This is a genomic window from Saliphagus sp. GCM10025317, from assembly GCF_042663665.1.
GTDB lineage: Archaea > Halobacteriota > Halobacteria > Halobacteriales > Natrialbaceae > Natronosalvus.
Genome location: NZ_JBHTAQ010000007.1, coordinates 836,860 through 853,521, shown reverse-complemented (window position 1 = coordinate 853,521; position 16,662 = coordinate 836,860). Strand labels below are relative to the sequence as shown.

Here is a 16,662-nt window from a genome sequence, read left to right as displayed (position 1 = left end):
CTTTCACCCAAACGAGACGGCCCGTTCGCGACTCCACGCTCCTCTCGAGGTCGGTTACCCTTCAGCCTGTCCCTCGTTCGAGAACAGCGAATCGAGCACTTTCCGTTCTGCCTTTCGGAGGTGCTGATGGAACGTCGGGGGCGCCACGTCCAGTGACGCCGCGACGTCTTCGCCCGACGATTCGCGCGGCCACTCGAAGTAACCCGCCTGGTAGGCGGCGACCAGGGCGGCGCGCTGTCGGTCGGTGAGGTCCGCAACGAGACGGCGCTGGATACGCTGTGGGTCGTCGTGCGGTCGAGTAATCTGTCGCCTTCTAACCATTTCGACGTTCGGGTAGGCCGCCTCGACGACGTCGATCACCTGGCGCACGTCGACGGTCGGGGCGAGGTGGATTGTCATCCGAAAGTCGCCGTCTTCGATGACGACCCCCTCGATGACGCCGCCGAGGGAGGCGACGACCGAGAGCACCGGTGGGCTGGACAGGCGGAGCACGAATCCCGTCGGAGAGCCAGCCGAGCGGAAGGTTACGTCGTTCCAGTGGGGGATGACTTCGACGAGACCAGTCACCGCGTCGACCGCATCCGGCGTCGCGGTGCCGTAGACGAGGTACTCGTCGTCTTCGATCTGAACCGCCTGATCGAGTGTGATCGTTCCCGCCGTTTCGACGGACACATCGACCGTCGAGAAGAAGTCCTGAATCCGGAACTCGAGTTCGACGAGTTCGTCGCTCATGAGGGCCTGTTTCCGATCGGCAGCGGCAATCGCGTGACCGACGATTTCGCCGAGTTGGCCGATCAGCGCGCACTCCTGGCCCTCGAACGCGTTCGCCCGCTCCGCGTAGACGTTCAGGACGCCGTACACCGTTCCCTCGTGAACGATTGGGACGGCCGCCGACGAGCGGAAACCGTAGGGCTCGACGCGGTCACGCCAGGGCTCGTAACGAGCGTCGGCATCGATGTCGTGCGTCGTCTGAACCTCGCCCGTTCGAAGGGCCCGGCCGGTGGGCCCCTCGCTCCGGTCGTCGTCGGCATCGACGGTGATCGTGACGCCGTCGAGGTACCCGTCGACGCCGGCTTCGGTCCGCAGGTTCACCGTCTGGGTGGTGTCGACGTCGCCGATCCAGGCGAACAGGTACGAGTCGGATTCGGCGAGGCGCTCACAGACCGTCGCCTCGATCTCTTCTCGCCTGGATTGGTCGATGACGGCGTCGGTGATCTCCCTGACGACCTCGTTGAGGCTGTTCAGGGCCGCGAGTTGCTCGTGCTGGCGCGTGAGCGCACGTTCCTTGTTCACCCGCTCGTAGGCCGCCTCGGCGTTCGTCGCCAGCAACGTCACCAGCTGGCGGGTACTCGCGTCGAGCCCGTCGACCTCTCGCGAGCCGACGATGAGCAGCCCCTCCGATCCCAGCGGGACGAAGAGACCGGCACGCATCTCGGTTGCTTCGGGTGAAACCTGCCGGTGGGGCGACTCGAGGACGTTCTCGTAGTACCGGTTCTCGCCGCAATCGAACACGTGACCCGCGAGGCTCCGCTCGTCGAGGGCAACGACCGGGAAGTTATCACGCATGAACCCGGACTCGGTGGAGGAGGCTCCGGGAACGAGTCGGTCGTCGTCGTAGTCGTAGACCACGATGCCGGGGAGATCGAGGACCTCCTGGGCCGTCTCGACCAGGATTTCGCCGATGGCTGACGCCGTGTCGGCCGTCAGGAATCCGCGCGAAGACTCGTAGAGCGCCCGGAGTCGCTCCTCGTATCGCTTTCGTTCGGTGATTTCCTGGGACATCGCCGTCGCGGCGAAGACGTCGCCGTCGTCGTCTCGAACCGGGACGAAGTGGAACTGGTAGACTCTGTCGTCTACCGTCTCCTCGAACGTCGAGGGCTCGCCGTCGAGCGCCGCCTCGTAGCGAGGGACGACGACATCGGCGAGGTTCCGCGGGAGCACTTCCTCGACCGGGCTACCCTCGAGGTCGGTCCTCGTCACGCCCGACTCCCCCTCCGGCGTGCCGCCGAAGGTGGTGTAGCGCAGGTTCTCGTCGACGAGGGCGACGGCCCCGCTGGGGAAGTGCTCGACGATCGTTCGATGGCGACGCCTCACCTCCTCAAGTTCCCGTTCGCGCTCGACGCGCTCGCTAACGTCGCGAACGATGCCGACTCGGCCCGTCTCCCCGTCGTCGAACTCGAAGCGATCGAACCGACTCTCGACGACGAACGACGTTCCATCGGCTCGACACAATTCTTCCTCCAGAGCGGCGACGTCCAGGCTCCCGGACTCGAGTTCGACCTGTTTCTCGTTCGCGACGTCGACGGACACCGCCTCGAACACCGTCTCCGCGTGCGCGCCGATGAGTTCTTCCCGATCGTATCCCGTCAGGGACGCGAATCCGTCGTTCACCATCGTGAACCGGCGGTCGCTGTCGAGGACGTAGATGCCGTCGTCGATCGTTTCGACGATTCGTTCGTACTGTTCGAGTTCCCGTTCTCGCTCCCTTTGTTTGCTGTCCGAGACGTCCTTGCCGGCGACGACGACCCGCTCGACGCTCCCGCCCTCACCGAATATCGGCGCCGCCGTGAGAGAAACCCATCGACGATTCTCGCCCGAGCCGTCGTAGCGGACGAGTCGATTGGTGATCGTTTCGCCGGTTTCGATCACGCGTGAAATCGGGTGATCCGCTGCCGAGAGTGGGTCCCCGTCGGGCTCGTAGACAGCCAAATCCTCGACGGACAATTCCGAGACGTCCCCTTCGTCGATTCCCAGACGGTCTCTCACCCGGGAGTTGATTCGCTCGACGGACCCGTCGGCTCCCGCGACCACGAGTCCGACCGGCGCGGTCTCGAGAAGTCGTTCGGTGAGGTCGCGTTCCTCGCGAAGCTGGCGCACCCGATCGCGGCGTTCGCGCTCCGATCGCTTCCGGTCGGTGACGTCGTAGTAGAGTTCGACCCGCCCGCCGGCATACTCGCCGGACTCGATCGGTTTGCTCCGATGTTCGAGCCAGCGTTCCTCGCGGCCGTCGGCCGCCTCCACCCGGCACTCGAAGCGTTCGGCATACGTGTTTTCGTCGTACGTCGCCAGGACCGTCTCTGCGAACGCCGCCGAATCCGCGACGGTCGACGCGATACGTTCGTCGACGAGACGCCGTTTGTCACTGCCGACGACTCGCTTCCGGTCGAGGCCGAAGTAGCGTTCCGTCGCGGCGTTGACCCAGGCGACGTCGAAGGCCTCGTCGAGAACGAAGACGCCGACCTCGATCTCGGCGAGCGCGTCGGTTACCAGCGACTCCGCGACGGCCGGCCAATCCGGAGCCGTCGCGCTGACGTTTTCGGATGGTCGAGACGGTCGCCACCACACGCGTGCGTTGGCGCCGACTTTCTTCGTCTCGAGTCGACCCTGTTCGGCGAGTCGCTCCAGTCGGGCGTAGGTGCTCCGCCGACCGAGTTCGATCGCCGTGGCGACCTCGGGCGTCGTCCGAGGTTCTCCTGCACCGTCGAAGACGGCGAGGGTTTCCCGGAGGGCGGGTGTCAGCAGTTCCGAGGGCATAGCCCGTATACCAGACACTCGGGCATCAACGTTCCGTCGACGGAGTCTTCCCTCGTTCAAACATCTAACAATTTTCCGCCGACTCCGGCACGACTTCTTTTAGCCAACCGGAGGCGAACGCGTCAGATCGATTACGTCACGAGGCCGGCAGATACCTAACCACTTCTAGTATGCCCTTACAGGGGTCGACGCGCTCTACCCGTACGTGCTGGCAATCACCAGCCGACCGGTGTAAATCAATGTTTTCCCCATCAAACACCGAGATGGACGAACGCTCGGACGGAGTCGAACTCAGCACCAGTGATCGCCATCGTTTGCTCGCCGCCGACCGTCGTCGACTGGCGCTAGACGTTCTCACCGAGACTTCTGAGACGGTCTCACTCGAGGAACTGGCCCGCAAGGTCGCTGCCCGCGAGGACGACCGCGAAGCCCAGGACGAGGCGAGCGTCGACCACAACGAGATAGAAATCTCCCTCCACCACCATCACCTCCCCAAGATGGCCAATATGCACGTGCTCGAGTACGATCCTGAGACGAACGTGATTCGGCCATCGGGGATTTCGCTCGACGTCGTCCGTCCTGGCGACGTCGACCTCGAGTAATCGATCCTCGTTCTCGGGTTCTCGCGACGATCGGTCGCCGGATAGTCGTCGCGCTCGTCGGCGTCGCCGCGTAGGGTCCGCTTACTGGCCACTGCTCGAGTTCGAACGTCGGTTTCGAGCCTCCCACTGACGGCGAAAGGCGTTGCTCGAATCCCCCGGCGGTAGCCCGCTCGTTCGAGGGCGAACGGTCCGCATTACAAACCACTATTCAGGCATTGGACTCGAGCAACCGGTGGGTTCGACGCCGACTGTCGACCACTGGGCCGCCTCGTGTCGGTGACCGTCGACCGCTACAAACCGAAATCGACCAGTCGGACGGACGACGGTCGCCTCGCGACGCCGCCGTCTGCCCGCTGTCACGACTCACACATCGCCTCCCACCCACTGCTACGACCCACACATTGCCTCCATCCACTGCTACGACACCCATACAATGAGTTCACGCACGCTGAATCACATCGTCCGCGGCTTCAAGGCTATGCTCGTCGCTCGAGCGATCTACATGGCCTCGAGCGCGGTATTGATGGTCGTTCTGGCGCGGTTCCTCCTCGATCCCGACAGCTACGGCACGCTGTTCTGGGCGATCGGCGTACTGAGTGTCGTCCAGTTGATCGCCGGCGGCGGCCTCGGGAAGTCCGCCGCGCGCTACCTCGCCGAGTATCGAGAGAAAGCCCCCGACCAGATCCCTCGCGTTCTCGAGTTGACCGTCGCCGTGCAAGTGCTCTGCATCGCGGCCGTCTCGGTCATCCTGCTCGTTGGCCACGATCGGATCGCCGCGATGCTCGGCGACGGGGCCGTCGCGCCGTTTCTCGCCGCCGGAGCCGTTTACGTCCTGGCCATGTCGTTTCACGGCCTCGCCATCATCACATTCCAGGGGTTCAACATGCTCGGGTACAGCGCCGCCGTCCAGGCGATCGGTGGCGTCTCGCGGCTCCTGTTCGCCGTCGCGTTCGTCGTCGCCGGCTTCGGCGCGCTCGGGGCCTTCTTCGGCTACGTCGTCGGCTACGCCGTCGCCGCCGTCTTCGGGATCACCGTCCTCTACCTCCAGTGTTATCGCGTCTTCGACCGAGCATCGTCGTTCGAACCGGGCCTCCCCCGCCGAGTGCTCGAGTACAGCGTTCCCCTCACCGCGACCCGGGGGGCGAACGTCATCGACAAACAGATCGACATCGTCCTCGTTGGATTCTTCCTTAACCCGGTAGCGGTCGCCTTCTACACCCTCGCGAAGCAGGTCGTCGACTTCGTCCTCGCGCCAGCGGATTCCCTCGGGTTCACCATCTCGCCCAATTTTGGCGAACAGAAGGCCGCTGGCGACATCGAGTACGCCCGAACGCTCTACGAAACGGCGCTGACGAACACGCTGTTGCTCTACGTCCCCGCAGCAGTCGGCCTGGCCATCGTCGCCGACCCGTTCGTGACCCTCGTCTTCGGCGGCGAGTACGCCGGGGCCGTCCCCGTGTTGCAGGTGCTCTGCGTCTTCGTCGTCCTGCAGGCGATCACGAACCTCACGAGCGACAGCTTAGATTACCTCGGACGCGCTCGCGCTCGAGCGATGGCCAAAGGCGGAACCGCCCTCGCCAACTTCGGGCTCAACGTCGTCCTGATCCCGACCATCGGCGTCGTCGGCGCAGCCATCGCGACGGTCGCCACCCACTCGATTTACGTCGGTGTGAACCTCTACGTCGTCCACGCCGAACTCTCCTTGCGCCTCGAGGAACTCGCGGCGACGGTCGGGAAAATCGTCGCCATCACCGGTGTGATGGGGCTGCTGGTCGTCGTCCTCGCCCCCTTCATCTCGAGCCTGGGCATGCTGTTCGCGAGTATCGCCGTCGGCGTGGTCGTCTGGGCCGGACTCGCCTTCGCCAGCGGGTTGATCGACCCGCAGGACGTGCGGACGGTGCTGGGCTCGGGGAGCGACGTCTGACTAGAGAACTCGTGGCGGTGCTTTAAGCGGGTCAGACCCGCGGCTCGAGCAACTCCTCTTCGTCCTCGATCTGACGGTTGTGCAGCGCCTGCCCGCTCGAGCGATCGAACAGGTGAATCGCCGACTCCGGGAGCCGCGCCGCGTACCGCTCGCCGTCGCGCACGAGGCGCATCCCCTCGGTGATCGCGTTGATCGACAGGTCGGTCCCCGCGAACGTCGCCAGCAGGTTGTTCTCGTTGCCCATCGGCTCGACGACGTCGACCTCGACCGGGAAGTCGTGAACGCTGCCGCCCGACTCGAGCAGTTCGACGTCCTCCGGACGAATCCCGAGGACGAGTTCGGTCGCGTCGCCGAGGTCCTCGCGGACCGTCGACGAGAGTGGGTACTCGAGGGAGGTTCCCTCCAGCAGGAGTCGCTCGCCCTCGAGCGTCACGTCGAAGAAGTTCATCGCCGGCTCCCCGATGAAGCCCGCGACGAAGAGGTTCTTCGGGCGGTGATAGCACTCGAGGGGCGTCGCGACCTGCTGGAGTTTCCCGTCGTCCAGGATTGCGATTCGATCGCCCATCGTCATCGCTTCGGTCTGGTCGTGGGTGACGTAGACCGTCGTCACGCCCAGGTCGTTTTGCAGGCGCTGGAGTTCCATGCGCATTCCCGACCGAAGTTTGGCGTCGAGATTCGAGAGCGGTTCGTCCATCAGGAAGACGGCAGGATCGCGAACGATCGCTCGGCCCAGCGCGACGCGCTGTTGTTGCCCGCCGGAAAGTTCGCTAGGTTTGCGATCGAGCAGGTCGGCGATCTCGAGCAGTTCCGCGGTCTCCTCGACGGCGGCGTTCATCGTATCCTTGTCGAGGTCGGTGGACTCCTCGAGACCGAAGCGCATGTTCTCCCGGACGGTCATGTGCGGGTACAGCGCGTAGCTCTGGAACACCATCGCGATGTCCCGCTGCTGGGCTGGAACGTGGTTGATGCGTTCGCCGTCGATCGAAATCGCGCCGTCGGAGACGGTCTCGAGGCCGGCGATCATCCGGAGCGTGGTGGATTTCCCGCAGCCGGATGGGCCGACGAGGACGAGGAACTCGCCGTCGTCGATGTCGATCGAGACGTCGTCGACCGCGACGATCACGTCGTCGCCGTCGTCGAAGCGTTTCGTTACGGTGTCGAGTGTGAGGTTGGCCATTGTTGGTGTTGGTGTGCTGGTGTGCCAGGTGTGGTCGGTTACGATGCCCCCGTGATTCCCTGCGCGAACTGGCGGCCGAAGACCACGTAGATGAGAATCGTCGGCAACGCGGCGATGAACGCGCCGGCCATCTGGATGTTGTACTCCTGGGCCAGCGATCCCTGCAGTTCGTTCAACGACTGCGTGACGACGTAGTTCGAGCGCGAACTGACGAGGACGAGCGCGAACAGCAGGTCGTTCCAGACCTGGGTGAACTGGTAGATGAGCGTCACCGCGAACATCGGCAGCGACAGCGGAAACACGATCCGCTTGTAGATGCCGAACGCGTTCGCGCCATCAATCTTCGCCGCTTCGATCATATCGTCGTCCATCCCCTTGTAGTACGATCGAAACAGGATCGTACAGATCGGAATCCCGTAAGCGGTGTGCGTGATCGTCAGTTCGATCAGGTCCGCCCGCTCGGCGAGGAAGGGCGCGAACGAGAGCAGGTCGGTGAGGCCGACCATCGACCAGAACTGCCGGAGCGGCACCAGTACGGACTGATACGGCAGGAAGACCCCCGCGAGGAAGATTACGAGGACGCCGACCTGGCCGCGCCAGGACAGCTTCGTCAGGCCGTACGCCGCGAGACTGCCGAACAGCGCCGACAGGACCGTCGCCGGAACGACGAACGTGACGCTGTTGAGGAGTCCGCCCTGCAATCGGCCGAACGCCTCCTGCCACGGCGCGAGGGTGAACCACTCGGGCGTCGGCGGGATCAGCGGCGTCGTCTGGACGAACCCGGCGTCGGTTTTGAACGCGGTCGTCACCCCGCCCCACAGCGGTGAGAGGTAGAACGCGATCAAGCCGACCAGGATCACGTAGAGCGCGATTCGCTGGGTGTCGAGGCGCTCGAGCGTTCCGGCGGGCGTTTCGTCGGCCGTTTCGGATTCGGCGTGTGCCATTACAGATCACCTCGCTTGTACTGCAGATACAGGTACGGACCGACGACCGTCAGCGCCAGCAGGAAGAGGACGGTCGCGACGGCCGCGCCGTACGCCCACTGAGTCCGCGAGAAGGCCACCCGGAACATCATCACTGCGAGGATGTCCGCGGATCGACCGGGGTTGTCCCCGAACATGACGTAGATGAAGTCGAACGCTTTCAGCGCGAACACCATCAGCACGACTGCCGCCGACGTGGTCGCCGCGCTCAACTGGGGGACGATGACGCGTAAGTACATGCGAAACGTACTGGCCCCGTCGACTTTCGCGGCCTCGTAGTGGGCGTCCGGAATCGCCCGGAGCCCGGCCAGGTAGACGACCATCGCGTAGCCGCTGAACTGCCAGGTCAGCGCGAAGATGATCGCCCAGAGCCTGGTATCGGGGTTACCGATCCAGTTTCTCGTCAGGAAATCGAGCCCGAGCCCCCGGAGGAAAACGTTGATCGTCCCCGTCGTCGGGTTGTACATCCACGCCCAAAAGATGGCCGTGACGACGAACGACAGCGCCATCGGCAGCAGGTAAATCGTCCGGAACGTGTTCTCGAAGCGGATGTTCTGGTCGACGAGAATTGCCAACACGAGCCCGATCGCGAGTGAAACGCCCGTAAACGCGACCAGCAGGACGACCGTGTTCCGAAACGCCGCCCTGAACGACTTATCGTCCGGCATCTGGCGGTACATATCGAGCGACAGGTCCGTGTAATCGGGCCCCAGCAGACTGCTCCAGTCGGTAAGCGAGATGAGCAGGTTCCAGCTGATCGCCCCGTAGACGAACAGGCCCATCAGTAGCGCCGGCGGGAGCCAGAACGGGATCGCCTGCACGGCCTCGCTGTGACGGAGTCGGGTCCAGCGACTGGTGCGCCTGCTTGTGGTTGCACTCGTGCTCGCGCTCGAGGCGCCGCCGTCGGTTCGGACGGGTCGCTCGTCGGTTCGTTCCTCTTCGGAACCCGCTCCACGAGGCCCGCGAGCGAGACGCGTCAGTGTTCGACGTATGTCAAAGTCCATGAACTAGGTTCAGCGAGTTCTCAGAAGATGTCGATCAGTTCCTGGGTCGTCTCGTCCGGGTCCCAGTTGTCGGTGAAGACCGCGAACGCCTCCTGGACCTCACTCGCCTGGGCCGGCTGGAGCCCGCTCCCGTGAGCGATCGACGTGATCTGTTCGTCGGAATCCTCGAAGTCGGACATCTGGTCCTGCAGAAACGGCGGGAACTCGTCGGTCGGCACGTCGGTTCGCGGCGGGATCGACCCCTTCGGGGGGTTGAACCGCTCCTGGGCGTCGGCCGTCGAACAGTACTCGATCCACGCCTCGGTCGCGTCTGGCGTGGGATTGTTCGCCGGCATGACGAACGAGTCCATCACGAGCGTGTAGACGCCCTCGGTGCCGGGGAAGGCGGCGTAGTCCCACCCTTCGCCGTACTCGAAGTCCTCGGCGGTCTGGTACTCGCCGGCCGCCCAGTCGCCGTTGTGGTGGAACGCCGCATCGCCGGTGATCACGGCGTTGTTGGCCTCGTCCCACGAGACCGTGCCTGCGTCTTCGTTGAAGTACTCGCTGTAATCGGCGACCAGTGACAGCGAGTCGTTGATTTCGCTCTCGAGGTCGGCCGCGTTGCCGTCGAGGAACTGCTGGAACGTGTCGACGCCGTGCTGGCCCGTGAAGACGACCTCCCATAGCTGAAGGGTTCCCCATGGTTCCTGGGTCTGCTGGGCCATGCCGACGTAGCCCGCGCTATCGACCGTCTCGAACGCCTCGAGTAGCCCCTCGGGGCCGTCGATGCTCTCGACGTCGACACCGGCGTCGTCGAGCACCTCGACGTTGTAGAAGATGTTGTTCAGTCGATGAATGTTGATTGGGACCGAGACGACGTCGCCGTCGATGGTGGCCGCCTCCACGACGCTGTCGAGGTAGGCGTCCTGGGCGCCGTCTTCGTACAGGTCGCCGACCGGCTCGAGCGCGTCGGCACTCGTGTACGTCCTGAGCGCCTCGCCAGGCCAGATCTGGAACGTTCCCGGCGGCTCCTCGTCGATCACGCGAGCCTGGATCGTCTGGTCGATCCCCGAGCCAGCGCCGCCGGGAGCCGGGTTAGGGCCGGCAGTGAAGTCCGTGCTCTCCTCGTATCCGTCCACGAGCGCGTTGAACGCCTCTTCCTCGCCGCCCGCGGTCCACCAGTGGACGATCTCGAGGTCGCCGTCGCCACCACCGTTCCCGTTCCCGTTCCCATTCCCGTTCCCAGTCGCGTTCCCGTTTCCATTACCCCCCTCGTCGTCCGCACAACCAGCGAGGGCAGCGGTACCGATCGCACCAGTCGTCACCAGATACCGTCGACGAGTAACTCCGTTCTGGTTTCCCATATCGACTGAAAATGGGTTCGTCATTATAATAAATGTGTGCATATTTCACTCGGTAGCGAGTTTATTTCGAGACAGGTGGCTCGAGTCGGGTGCGCGGCCGAATCGTCACGTGGCAACCCTGGTCTCGCAAGAGGTAAACCTCGGCGAACTCGACTCACGGGCATGGACGACGCCCTCGCGTATCCGCTCCGGGGCGATCACGCCGAGACGTCCCTGGTCGCCGCCTGGCTCTGCGTCCTCGTCCACGTGCTAGTCGTCCCCGTTCTCCCGCTCGTGGCGCTCCTTGGATACGTCGTTTCGGTGCTCGTCCTCGGTTCCGAGCGCGATCCGCCGCCGTTTCTCGAGCGCACCGTTCTTCGCCAGGCGCTGGGCGCCGCCGGAATCGCGATTGCCTACGGGGCGATTCCCCTCGTCCTCGCGCTTGGTACGATTCGCCTGCTCACCGAGACTGACGAGGTGCCGACCGGTGGCGGGACGTTCGCCGTCCTCGTGGGCTCGACGGCGGTGCTCGCGATTCTCGGAGTGACCGCCTACCTCCTGCCGATCGCCCTCGCGAACTACGGACGGGCCGGATCGATCCGCGCCGGGTTCGCGGATATCGTCTCGGTCGCCAGTCACGGCGCGTACTTCGTCGGCTGGGCCTCGGGGATCACACTCTTGCTCGTCGGACTCGCGCTCTCGAGCGCGCTGGTCTCTCGCGGCGGGGTCGCCCTCGTCGCCGGCACCCTGATCGGCGCCTACGCGGTGCTCGTCTCGAGTCGGCGAATCGGCCGCGGGTACGCTGCGGGTCGGCGGTAGTCGAGGCCTTCAACTGCTACCGAACGCCGGCGGATCCGCCTCGAGCGCCCGCATCGCGAGCCAGCAGTTCGTCAGTGGGTGGTAGCCCGGTTCGACTGCCGGCCCGCGGTTCGGACCGTCGCGCTCGTGGGCGCGCGTGAGTCGTGCGTACCAGTTGCCGTACTTCGGATTGATCAGGTGCTCGCGCGAGTACGCCCAGAGGCGATCGTACCACTCGGCGTACGCGTCGTCGAACCGGCTCAGCAACGCGCTCGCGCCGATGGCCTCGGTGTGCACCCAGCCGTACTTGTCCGCGACAATCGGCTCGCCGTCGTCCTGGACCGTGTAATAGAGCCCACCGTGCTCGTCGTCCCAGCCGAGGTCGACCGCGGCGTCAAACAGTTCTCTGGCGCGCTCGAGGAGCCAGCCCTCCGATCGATGTTCGGCGAGCAGCGCGAGTAACTTCGCCCACTCGGCGTGGTGCCCCGGCTGGTAGCCGGGGGGCCGGAACTGGTGGGTCGGCTGATCCTCATTGTACGCGAAATCCGGTTCCCACGCCTCGTTGTAGTGCTCCCAGAGCAGGCCGTCGGTCGTGCTCGTCACCTCGCGGGTGAACCGATCGGCGACGGTGTACGCCCGCTCGAGGTATCGCTTCTCGCCGGTGGCCTCGTAGGCCGCGAGCAGCGCTTCACAGGCGTGCATATTTGCGTTCTGCCCGCGGTAGGGTGGGAGCGAGTCCCAGTCGGGCGCCGCTCGATCGGCGTACAACTCGTGTTCGGCCTCGTAGAACCGCTCCTCGAGCACGTCGAACGCGCGCTCGAGTTCCGCGCGGCCACCGGGGATGCCGGCCTGGTGGGCCCGCGCCCCGGCGAGCAGGACGAACGCGTGTCCGTAACAGTAGCGGGTACGGTCGGTCGCCTCGTAGCCGTCGAGGACCCAGTCGTACCCGCCGCACTCGTCGTCCCAGTGGATCGTCGAGAGGAACCGGAGGCCGTGCTCGGCAGCGTAGCGACACCAGTCCGGGCCGTTCTCGAGGACGCCCAGGCTGAAGTTGTGGACGCCGCGGGCCGCGGCGACGAGGTGTCTCGTCCGCGCGTCGTAGACGTAGCCGTCCCGCTCGTCGACCTGGGCGGCGTACCCGCCAATTCGGGTGTCGATCATCGCGGGATAGTAGAACTGCAAGACGTCCCGGAACTGGTGGAACAGGCCGGCTCGAGTACGGTAGACGTTCATGGCGGTGCCTACCGGGCACGGCGACATAGTGATTCGGTCTCGTGTCCTGGCGGTGTTCGAAAGAGGATAAAACGGTGAGGCGGATCGTTTCGTGCGTGCCGCTGTCAGTTAGTCTCGAACGACCATCGTGTCGGCCATCATATCCCCGAGACGCTGGTTGTCCTCCGACGAGACAATGAGGAGGATAGCAACGATGACCGCCAAAAGCGTCCCTGAACCGAGGAGCTTCGTGATATTCCGTATGATGGCCTCTCCAGGTGAACACCGCTCGCCGTGTCGATTGACCACTCGCAAACCAATAACCATCTTTCCGCCTGTTGCACCCCAATTTGCTTCAGTCCCCACGTAGTACACGGCACTTCCAACGATCCCGACGAAACCTGCCAGCGCTTCAGCCGATTCCGGGGATTCGGGCTGGAAGACGAATATCAGTGGGAGTAAGACTGCAAGCAGGAGCACGAACGTAATGAGACCATCGAGGAGCAATGCAAGACCGCGCTCGAGAACGCCTGCATAATTAAAGTTCTTTCGTCCCATAAGTGAATTCCAGAACGGTTCCATAAATAACTGTTGAACTTCCTAGACGGTGTTCGGATGAGGATTGAACGGGGAGGTAGAATGCTTTCCGAGTGCCGCTGTCGGAAAACGCTAGCCCCATCGGATCAATCGCCATCTCGAGGTCGATTTTGGGGAACGAAGAGCGACACCAGAGTGGCCGATGAAACCTAGTCACTAACTCCATCTCGGTGGGTTCTCGCTTTCGAGTACTATCTCGAAGATCCGATCAGTATCCGTGACCCTCCCGTTCGTCACTGCATCCGCTGGCTTTTTGCCCCTCCTCGGCGGCGATTCGCGTATGGAATTCGGCGTGCTGTCGACGGCCGGAATCGCTCAGAAGGCGCTGCTCCCGGCGATCGACTCGAGCGAGCACCGCGTCGGCGCCATCGCCTCCCGCGACGCCGAACGGGCCGAATCGGTCGCCGAGGAGTACGGAATCCCGCGGTCGTACGGCTCGTACGACGACCTCCTCGCCGATTCGGACCTGGACGCGGTGTACGTCCCCCTGCCCAACGCACTCCACGGCGAGTGGACGAAGCGGGCCGCCGATGCGGGCCTCCACGTCCTGTGTGAGAAACCGCTTGCCGTCGACGCCGGCGAAACGCGCGAGGTCGTTGCCCACTGCGACGACCAGGGCGTCGTCCTGATGGAGGCGTTCATGTACCGCTACCACCCGCGAACCGAGCGGGCGATCGAACTCGCACGGGAGGCGCTCGAAGACGTGCGTTCGGTCACCGCGTCGTTCACCTTCTCCCTGCGCGGCGACCCCGACGACGTCCGGCTGAATCCGGAGCTCGCCGGCGGGTCCCTGATGGACGTCGGCTGTTATCCCGTCTCCGCCGTCCGGCAGTTCCTCGGCGAACCCGACCGCGTTTACGCTCACGCTCACGACTCACGAGAGGTGGGCGTCGACACTGCCCTGACCGGCGTCCTCGAGTACAACGATGGTTCGACGGCGCGAATCGCCTCGGGGTTCGATACACCGAAACACCAGCGCTACCGCGTCGAGGCGACGAACGGCTGGATCGAGGTCGACGACGCCTTCGACGTGCCCAACGGCGTACTCGAACTCAAGTACGAGATTGACGGCGAGCGCGGCGTCGAGACGTTCGAACCGGTCGACCAGTACCGACTCGAGGTCGAGCACGTCGCCCGCTGCGTCGAGACGGGGACCCGGCCGCGAACCGACGGCGACGAAGCGATCGCGAACATGCGCGTGATCGACGCGTTGTACGAAAGTGCCGAGCGTGGAGAGCCGGTGTCCGTGGAGTGAGTCAGAGGCCGAGAAACGAAAACCGACGACAGGTCTGCCTCGAAACACCGCTGAAAGGAACGCCGAGTCGAAGCGAAACGCCGGTCAGACCGCGTACCCTTCGTTTCGCAGCGCGAGCTCGACCGCTTCGTTGAACTCCTTTCGCAAATCGTCTTCGAACCCCTCGATCCGTTTGTCCGATTTGGCCAGCTCGAGGCGGCGTTCGTCGCCACCTTCATCGACGTCGACGAGGCGGTACGATTGGGTGAATTTTCGGCTGTCGTTCCCATACGTGGTCACGGTCACGAGTTGCTCGTCCGACCGTCCGCCGTCCCGATCCGCCGTGCGGGGTTCCCCAACGTTTACTCGTTCAAAATCGGTGAGGTTCGTGGAGAGACTGCCGATCGCGAGTTTCTGTTCGAGCGACTCGCGATCCCATTCGCGTCGCTCATCCGTCTCTCGATCCGTCCCGATGACCGTCTCCGGTCCAATCGTATCTACCGTCCATTTTCTAAGGGAGTCGGATGCGAGTTCTTCTTCCGTTCGCGAGCGGGCGTCTCCTTCCTGAATCACGTCGCCCTCCTCGACGCGGATGTAGCGCGGATTCGCGGCTGGTACGTCGATAAAAACCTCGCCGGATTCCGTGCTAACCAGTGCTTCCACTCCCTCGATGGTACGCGATGCCAGATTTCGTTCGCTGACGTTAGACATGGTTTATGGTCACACACGTAATTGGCTTCAGATCTATCTAAGACTGCCGCCAAATTCATAATAAAATCGGAATAAAGACCGCTAATTGCGCATTTATTTCGGTTTATACCGCATATTTACCGACCGTGCGCGGACTTCGAAGCGATCGACGGTGGACGAGCGAAGCCGCGGCGGGCGATCGGTTTCAGGCCGCGTGCGGAAACCGCCGTCCCGAACGCCGCTGGTGGAGAGAGAACGATCCGCTCGAGTCGGCAATCAGGATTCGCTACAAAAAGTATAGTGTAAACTGCCGCTCGTCATCGCTGTACGGCCACTGCGTCGAACGCCATAGTAGCGGCTTCTCGGGCTACTGGTCGGCCGCGTCGTCGACGATCTCACGAACGAATTCGATCTCGTCCTCGATGATCGTGTGGCCCATCCCCTCGTAAATTCGTTCGGTGACGTCTGCTCCGAGTCCCTCGTAGACCTCGACGGACTCGTGCACCCGCTCGAGCGGGATGTGGGGGTCCTGGTCGCTACACCCGAAGAATGCTGGCGTGCCCTCGAGCGAGCCGTCATACTCTCGGGGGGTTCCCTCGGGACCGATCAGCCCGCCGGAGAAGGCGACGACGCCGCTGTACTCGCGGGCATTTCGGGCGGCGAACTCGCTGGCGAGACAGCCCCCCTGTGAGAAGCCGGCCAGGATCGTCCGTTCGACTGGGACCGACTCGTTCGCGGTCTCGAGCGTCGACTCGAGCAGGCCGAGCGCCGAGGTCAGGTACGGCTCGTTGGCCTCGATCGGGGCGAGAAACGACTGGGGATACCAGGTCCCGCGGGCGGCCTGGGGCGCGAGGTAGGCCACGTCGTCGCGGTCGAACTGGGCGGCCATCTCGAGCATTCCCGAGGCGCGGGCGCCGCGACCGTGGACCAGGATCATCGCGGCGCTGGCGTCCTCGAGGTCCGCGCCGGCACGTTCGACGGGTTGGTCGCCGTGCGGGTCGTCGCCGGCGTTAGGGGTCGGCGTTCCACTCATAGGTGAACGAACGGCCTCGAGCGTGAAAGGCGTTCTCGAGGCGGCGAATTGGGGTGCACTCGAGCGCGCCGTCGGACGGGCGTCCTCGGGATCGCATCGCGAGGCAGACCCCGTCGATCAGAACAACGACAGCTCGCCCGTCACCCGGTCGACCAGCTCCTCGTCGCCGGGGCCGACGGCCAGCGTCGTCACCGTCCCCGGCTCGAGCTGGGTGTGGCCCGCGTCGCGGACGACCGCGTTCGGCAGTCCCTCCTGGTCGGCAATCGCCGCGAGTTCGTGGAGTTCGCGCTCGCTCGAGCCCTTCAGCACGATCTTCTTCTGGCCGCCGTTCTTCCAGCGTCGGCGCGACCGATCGTCGGCCTTCTCGTAGGCCGACAGCGAGGCGTGTGCCACCTGCGCGGCGAGTTTTCCCGTTCCCATACCGATGTCCGTTCGGGCGACGATTGCCTGTTTCATGGGGACGACGAGGTGGACGACCGGTAAAATGCCCGCGGTTACGCTCGAGCTACAGGATGGCGACTGCGACACCTATTTGCGCACGGACTCGATACG

Annotated in this window: 14 protein-coding genes; 4 read left to right on the top strand and 10 right to left on the bottom strand. The window is 64.2% G+C overall.

Features of this window, described 5'->3' with window-relative positions:
* Positions 1-54 precede the first annotated feature (54 nt).
* A complete protein-coding gene (locus ACFQS4_RS18790; RefSeq protein WP_500195365.1) occupies positions 55-3,534 on the bottom strand; it encodes a PAS domain S-box protein in 3,480 nt (1,159 codons plus the stop codon).
* A 239-nt stretch (positions 3,535-3,773) separates the two neighbouring features.
* Here ACFQS4_RS18790 and ACFQS4_RS18785 point away from each other — a divergent pair, with 239 nt between their 5' ends.
* Positions 3,774-4,136 (top strand): DUF7344 domain-containing protein, encoded by a 363-nt coding sequence (locus ACFQS4_RS18785; RefSeq protein WP_500195362.1) that lies wholly within the window; start codon positions 3,774-3,776, stop codon positions 4,134-4,136.
* Positions 4,137-4,569: 433 nt separating this feature from the next.
* Positions 4,570-6,060 (top strand): flippase, encoded by a 1,491-nt coding sequence (locus tag ACFQS4_RS18780; RefSeq protein WP_500195360.1) that lies wholly within the window; start codon positions 4,570-4,572, stop codon positions 6,058-6,060.
* Positions 6,061-6,091: 31 nt separating this feature from the next.
* Here the strand turns inward: ACFQS4_RS18780 and ACFQS4_RS18775 are convergent, their stop codons facing one another.
* From ACFQS4_RS18775 to ACFQS4_RS18760, 4 genes are read right to left on the bottom strand one after another with little or no spacing between them, the layout of a single operon-like run.
* A complete protein-coding gene (locus ACFQS4_RS18775; protein ID WP_500195357.1) occupies positions 6,092-7,237 on the bottom strand; it encodes an ABC transporter ATP-binding protein in 1,146 nt (381 codons plus the stop codon).
* Positions 7,238-7,275: 38 nt separating this feature from the next.
* Positions 7,276-8,181, bottom strand: a complete 906-nt coding sequence (locus ACFQS4_RS18770; RefSeq protein ID WP_500195354.1) for a carbohydrate ABC transporter permease — start codon at positions 8,179-8,181, stop codon at positions 7,276-7,278.
* Positions 8,181-9,224, bottom strand: coding sequence for a carbohydrate ABC transporter permease (locus ACFQS4_RS18765; RefSeq protein ID WP_500195351.1), 1,044 nt, complete (start codon positions 9,222-9,224; stop codon positions 8,181-8,183). Before ACFQS4_RS18765 ends, ACFQS4_RS18770 begins: the two co-directional genes overlap by 1 nt.
* Before the next feature lie 20 nt (positions 9,225-9,244).
* On the bottom strand, positions 9,245-10,567 hold the full coding sequence (locus tag ACFQS4_RS18760) for an ABC transporter substrate-binding protein (protein ID WP_500195348.1): 1,323 nt from the start codon (positions 10,565-10,567) through the stop codon (positions 9,245-9,247).
* Positions 10,568-10,729: 162 nt separating this feature from the next.
* On the opposite strand from ACFQS4_RS18760, the gene ACFQS4_RS18755 reads away from it, so the two are divergent.
* Positions 10,730-11,365: a DUF4013 domain-containing protein gene (locus tag ACFQS4_RS18755; protein WP_500195345.1), complete on the top strand. Its 636-nt coding sequence runs from the start codon at positions 10,730-10,732 to the stop codon at positions 11,363-11,365.
* A gap of 9 nt (positions 11,366-11,374) precedes the next feature.
* Here the strand turns inward: ACFQS4_RS18755 and ACFQS4_RS18750 are convergent, their stop codons facing one another.
* Positions 11,375-12,577 carry an AGE family epimerase/isomerase gene (locus tag ACFQS4_RS18750; protein WP_500195343.1) on the bottom strand — a complete coding sequence of 401 codons (1,203 nt, stop codon included), beginning with the start codon at positions 12,575-12,577 and terminating at the stop codon, positions 11,375-11,377.
* Between the two features lie 108 nt (positions 12,578-12,685).
* Positions 12,686-13,114, bottom strand: coding sequence for an RDD family protein (locus tag ACFQS4_RS18745; RefSeq protein ID WP_500195340.1), 429 nt, complete (start codon positions 13,112-13,114; stop codon positions 12,686-12,688).
* Between the two features lie 319 nt (positions 13,115-13,433).
* Here ACFQS4_RS18745 and ACFQS4_RS18740 point away from each other — a divergent pair, with 319 nt between their 5' ends.
* Positions 13,434-14,408 (top strand): Gfo/Idh/MocA family protein, encoded by a 975-nt coding sequence (locus ACFQS4_RS18740; protein ID WP_500195339.1) that lies wholly within the window; start codon positions 13,434-13,436, stop codon positions 14,406-14,408.
* An 84-nt stretch (positions 14,409-14,492) separates the two neighbouring features.
* Here the strand turns inward: ACFQS4_RS18740 and ACFQS4_RS18735 are convergent, their stop codons facing one another.
* The 3 genes from ACFQS4_RS18735 to pth2 form a co-directional block, all read right to left on the bottom strand.
* Positions 14,493-15,098 carry a hypothetical protein gene (locus ACFQS4_RS18735; protein ID WP_500195337.1) on the bottom strand — a complete coding sequence of 202 codons (606 nt, stop codon included), beginning with the start codon at positions 15,096-15,098 and terminating at the stop codon, positions 14,493-14,495.
* A 346-nt stretch (positions 15,099-15,444) separates the two neighbouring features.
* Positions 15,445-16,110: an alpha/beta hydrolase gene (locus ACFQS4_RS18730; protein ID WP_500195334.1), complete on the bottom strand. Its 666-nt coding sequence runs from the start codon at positions 16,108-16,110 to the stop codon at positions 15,445-15,447.
* Positions 16,111-16,227: 117 nt separating this feature from the next.
* Entirely contained in the window at positions 16,228-16,566 is a 339-nt protein-coding gene (gene pth2 / locus ACFQS4_RS18725) for a peptidyl-tRNA hydrolase Pth2 (protein ID WP_500195332.1), read from the bottom strand.
* Positions 16,567-16,662 lie beyond the last annotated feature (96 nt).

Excerpts from the sequence above, each read along its gene's own strand:
- ACFQS4_RS18790 (WP_500195365.1), bottom strand. The coding sequence starts at position 3,534 with ATGCCCTCGGAACTGCTGACACCCGCCCTCCGGGAAACCCTCGCCGTC.
- ACFQS4_RS18785 (WP_500195362.1), top strand. The coding sequence starts at position 3,774 with ATGTTTTCCCCATCAAACACCGAGATGGACGAACGCTCGGACGGAGTC.
- ACFQS4_RS18780 (WP_500195360.1), top strand. The coding sequence starts at position 4,570 with ATGAGTTCACGCACGCTGAATCACATCGTCCGCGGCTTCAAGGCTATG.
- ACFQS4_RS18775 (WP_500195357.1), bottom strand. The coding sequence starts at position 7,237 with ATGGCCAACCTCACACTCGACACCGTAACGAAACGCTTCGACGACGGC.
- ACFQS4_RS18770 (WP_500195354.1), bottom strand. The coding sequence starts at position 8,181 with ATGGCACACGCCGAATCCGAAACGGCCGACGAAACGCCCGCCGGAACG.
- ACFQS4_RS18765 (WP_500195351.1), bottom strand. The coding sequence starts at position 9,224 with ATGGACTTTGACATACGTCGAACACTGACGCGTCTCGCTCGCGGGCCT.
- ACFQS4_RS18760 (WP_500195348.1), bottom strand. The coding sequence starts at position 10,567 with ATGGGAAACCAGAACGGAGTTACTCGTCGACGGTATCTGGTGACGACT.
- ACFQS4_RS18755 (WP_500195345.1), top strand. The coding sequence starts at position 10,730 with ATGGACGACGCCCTCGCGTATCCGCTCCGGGGCGATCACGCCGAGACG.
- ACFQS4_RS18750 (WP_500195343.1), bottom strand. The coding sequence starts at position 12,577 with ATGAACGTCTACCGTACTCGAGCCGGCCTGTTCCACCAGTTCCGGGAC.
- ACFQS4_RS18745 (WP_500195340.1), bottom strand. The coding sequence starts at position 13,114 with ATGGGACGAAAGAACTTTAATTATGCAGGCGTTCTCGAGCGCGGTCTT.
- ACFQS4_RS18740 (WP_500195339.1), top strand. The coding sequence starts at position 13,434 with ATGGAATTCGGCGTGCTGTCGACGGCCGGAATCGCTCAGAAGGCGCTG.
- ACFQS4_RS18735 (WP_500195337.1), bottom strand. The coding sequence starts at position 15,098 with ATGTCTAACGTCAGCGAACGAAATCTGGCATCGCGTACCATCGAGGGA.
- ACFQS4_RS18730 (WP_500195334.1), bottom strand. The coding sequence starts at position 16,110 with ATGAGTGGAACGCCGACCCCTAACGCCGGCGACGACCCGCACGGCGAC.
- pth2 (WP_500195332.1), bottom strand. The coding sequence starts at position 16,566 with ATGAAACAGGCAATCGTCGCCCGAACGGACATCGGTATGGGAACGGGA.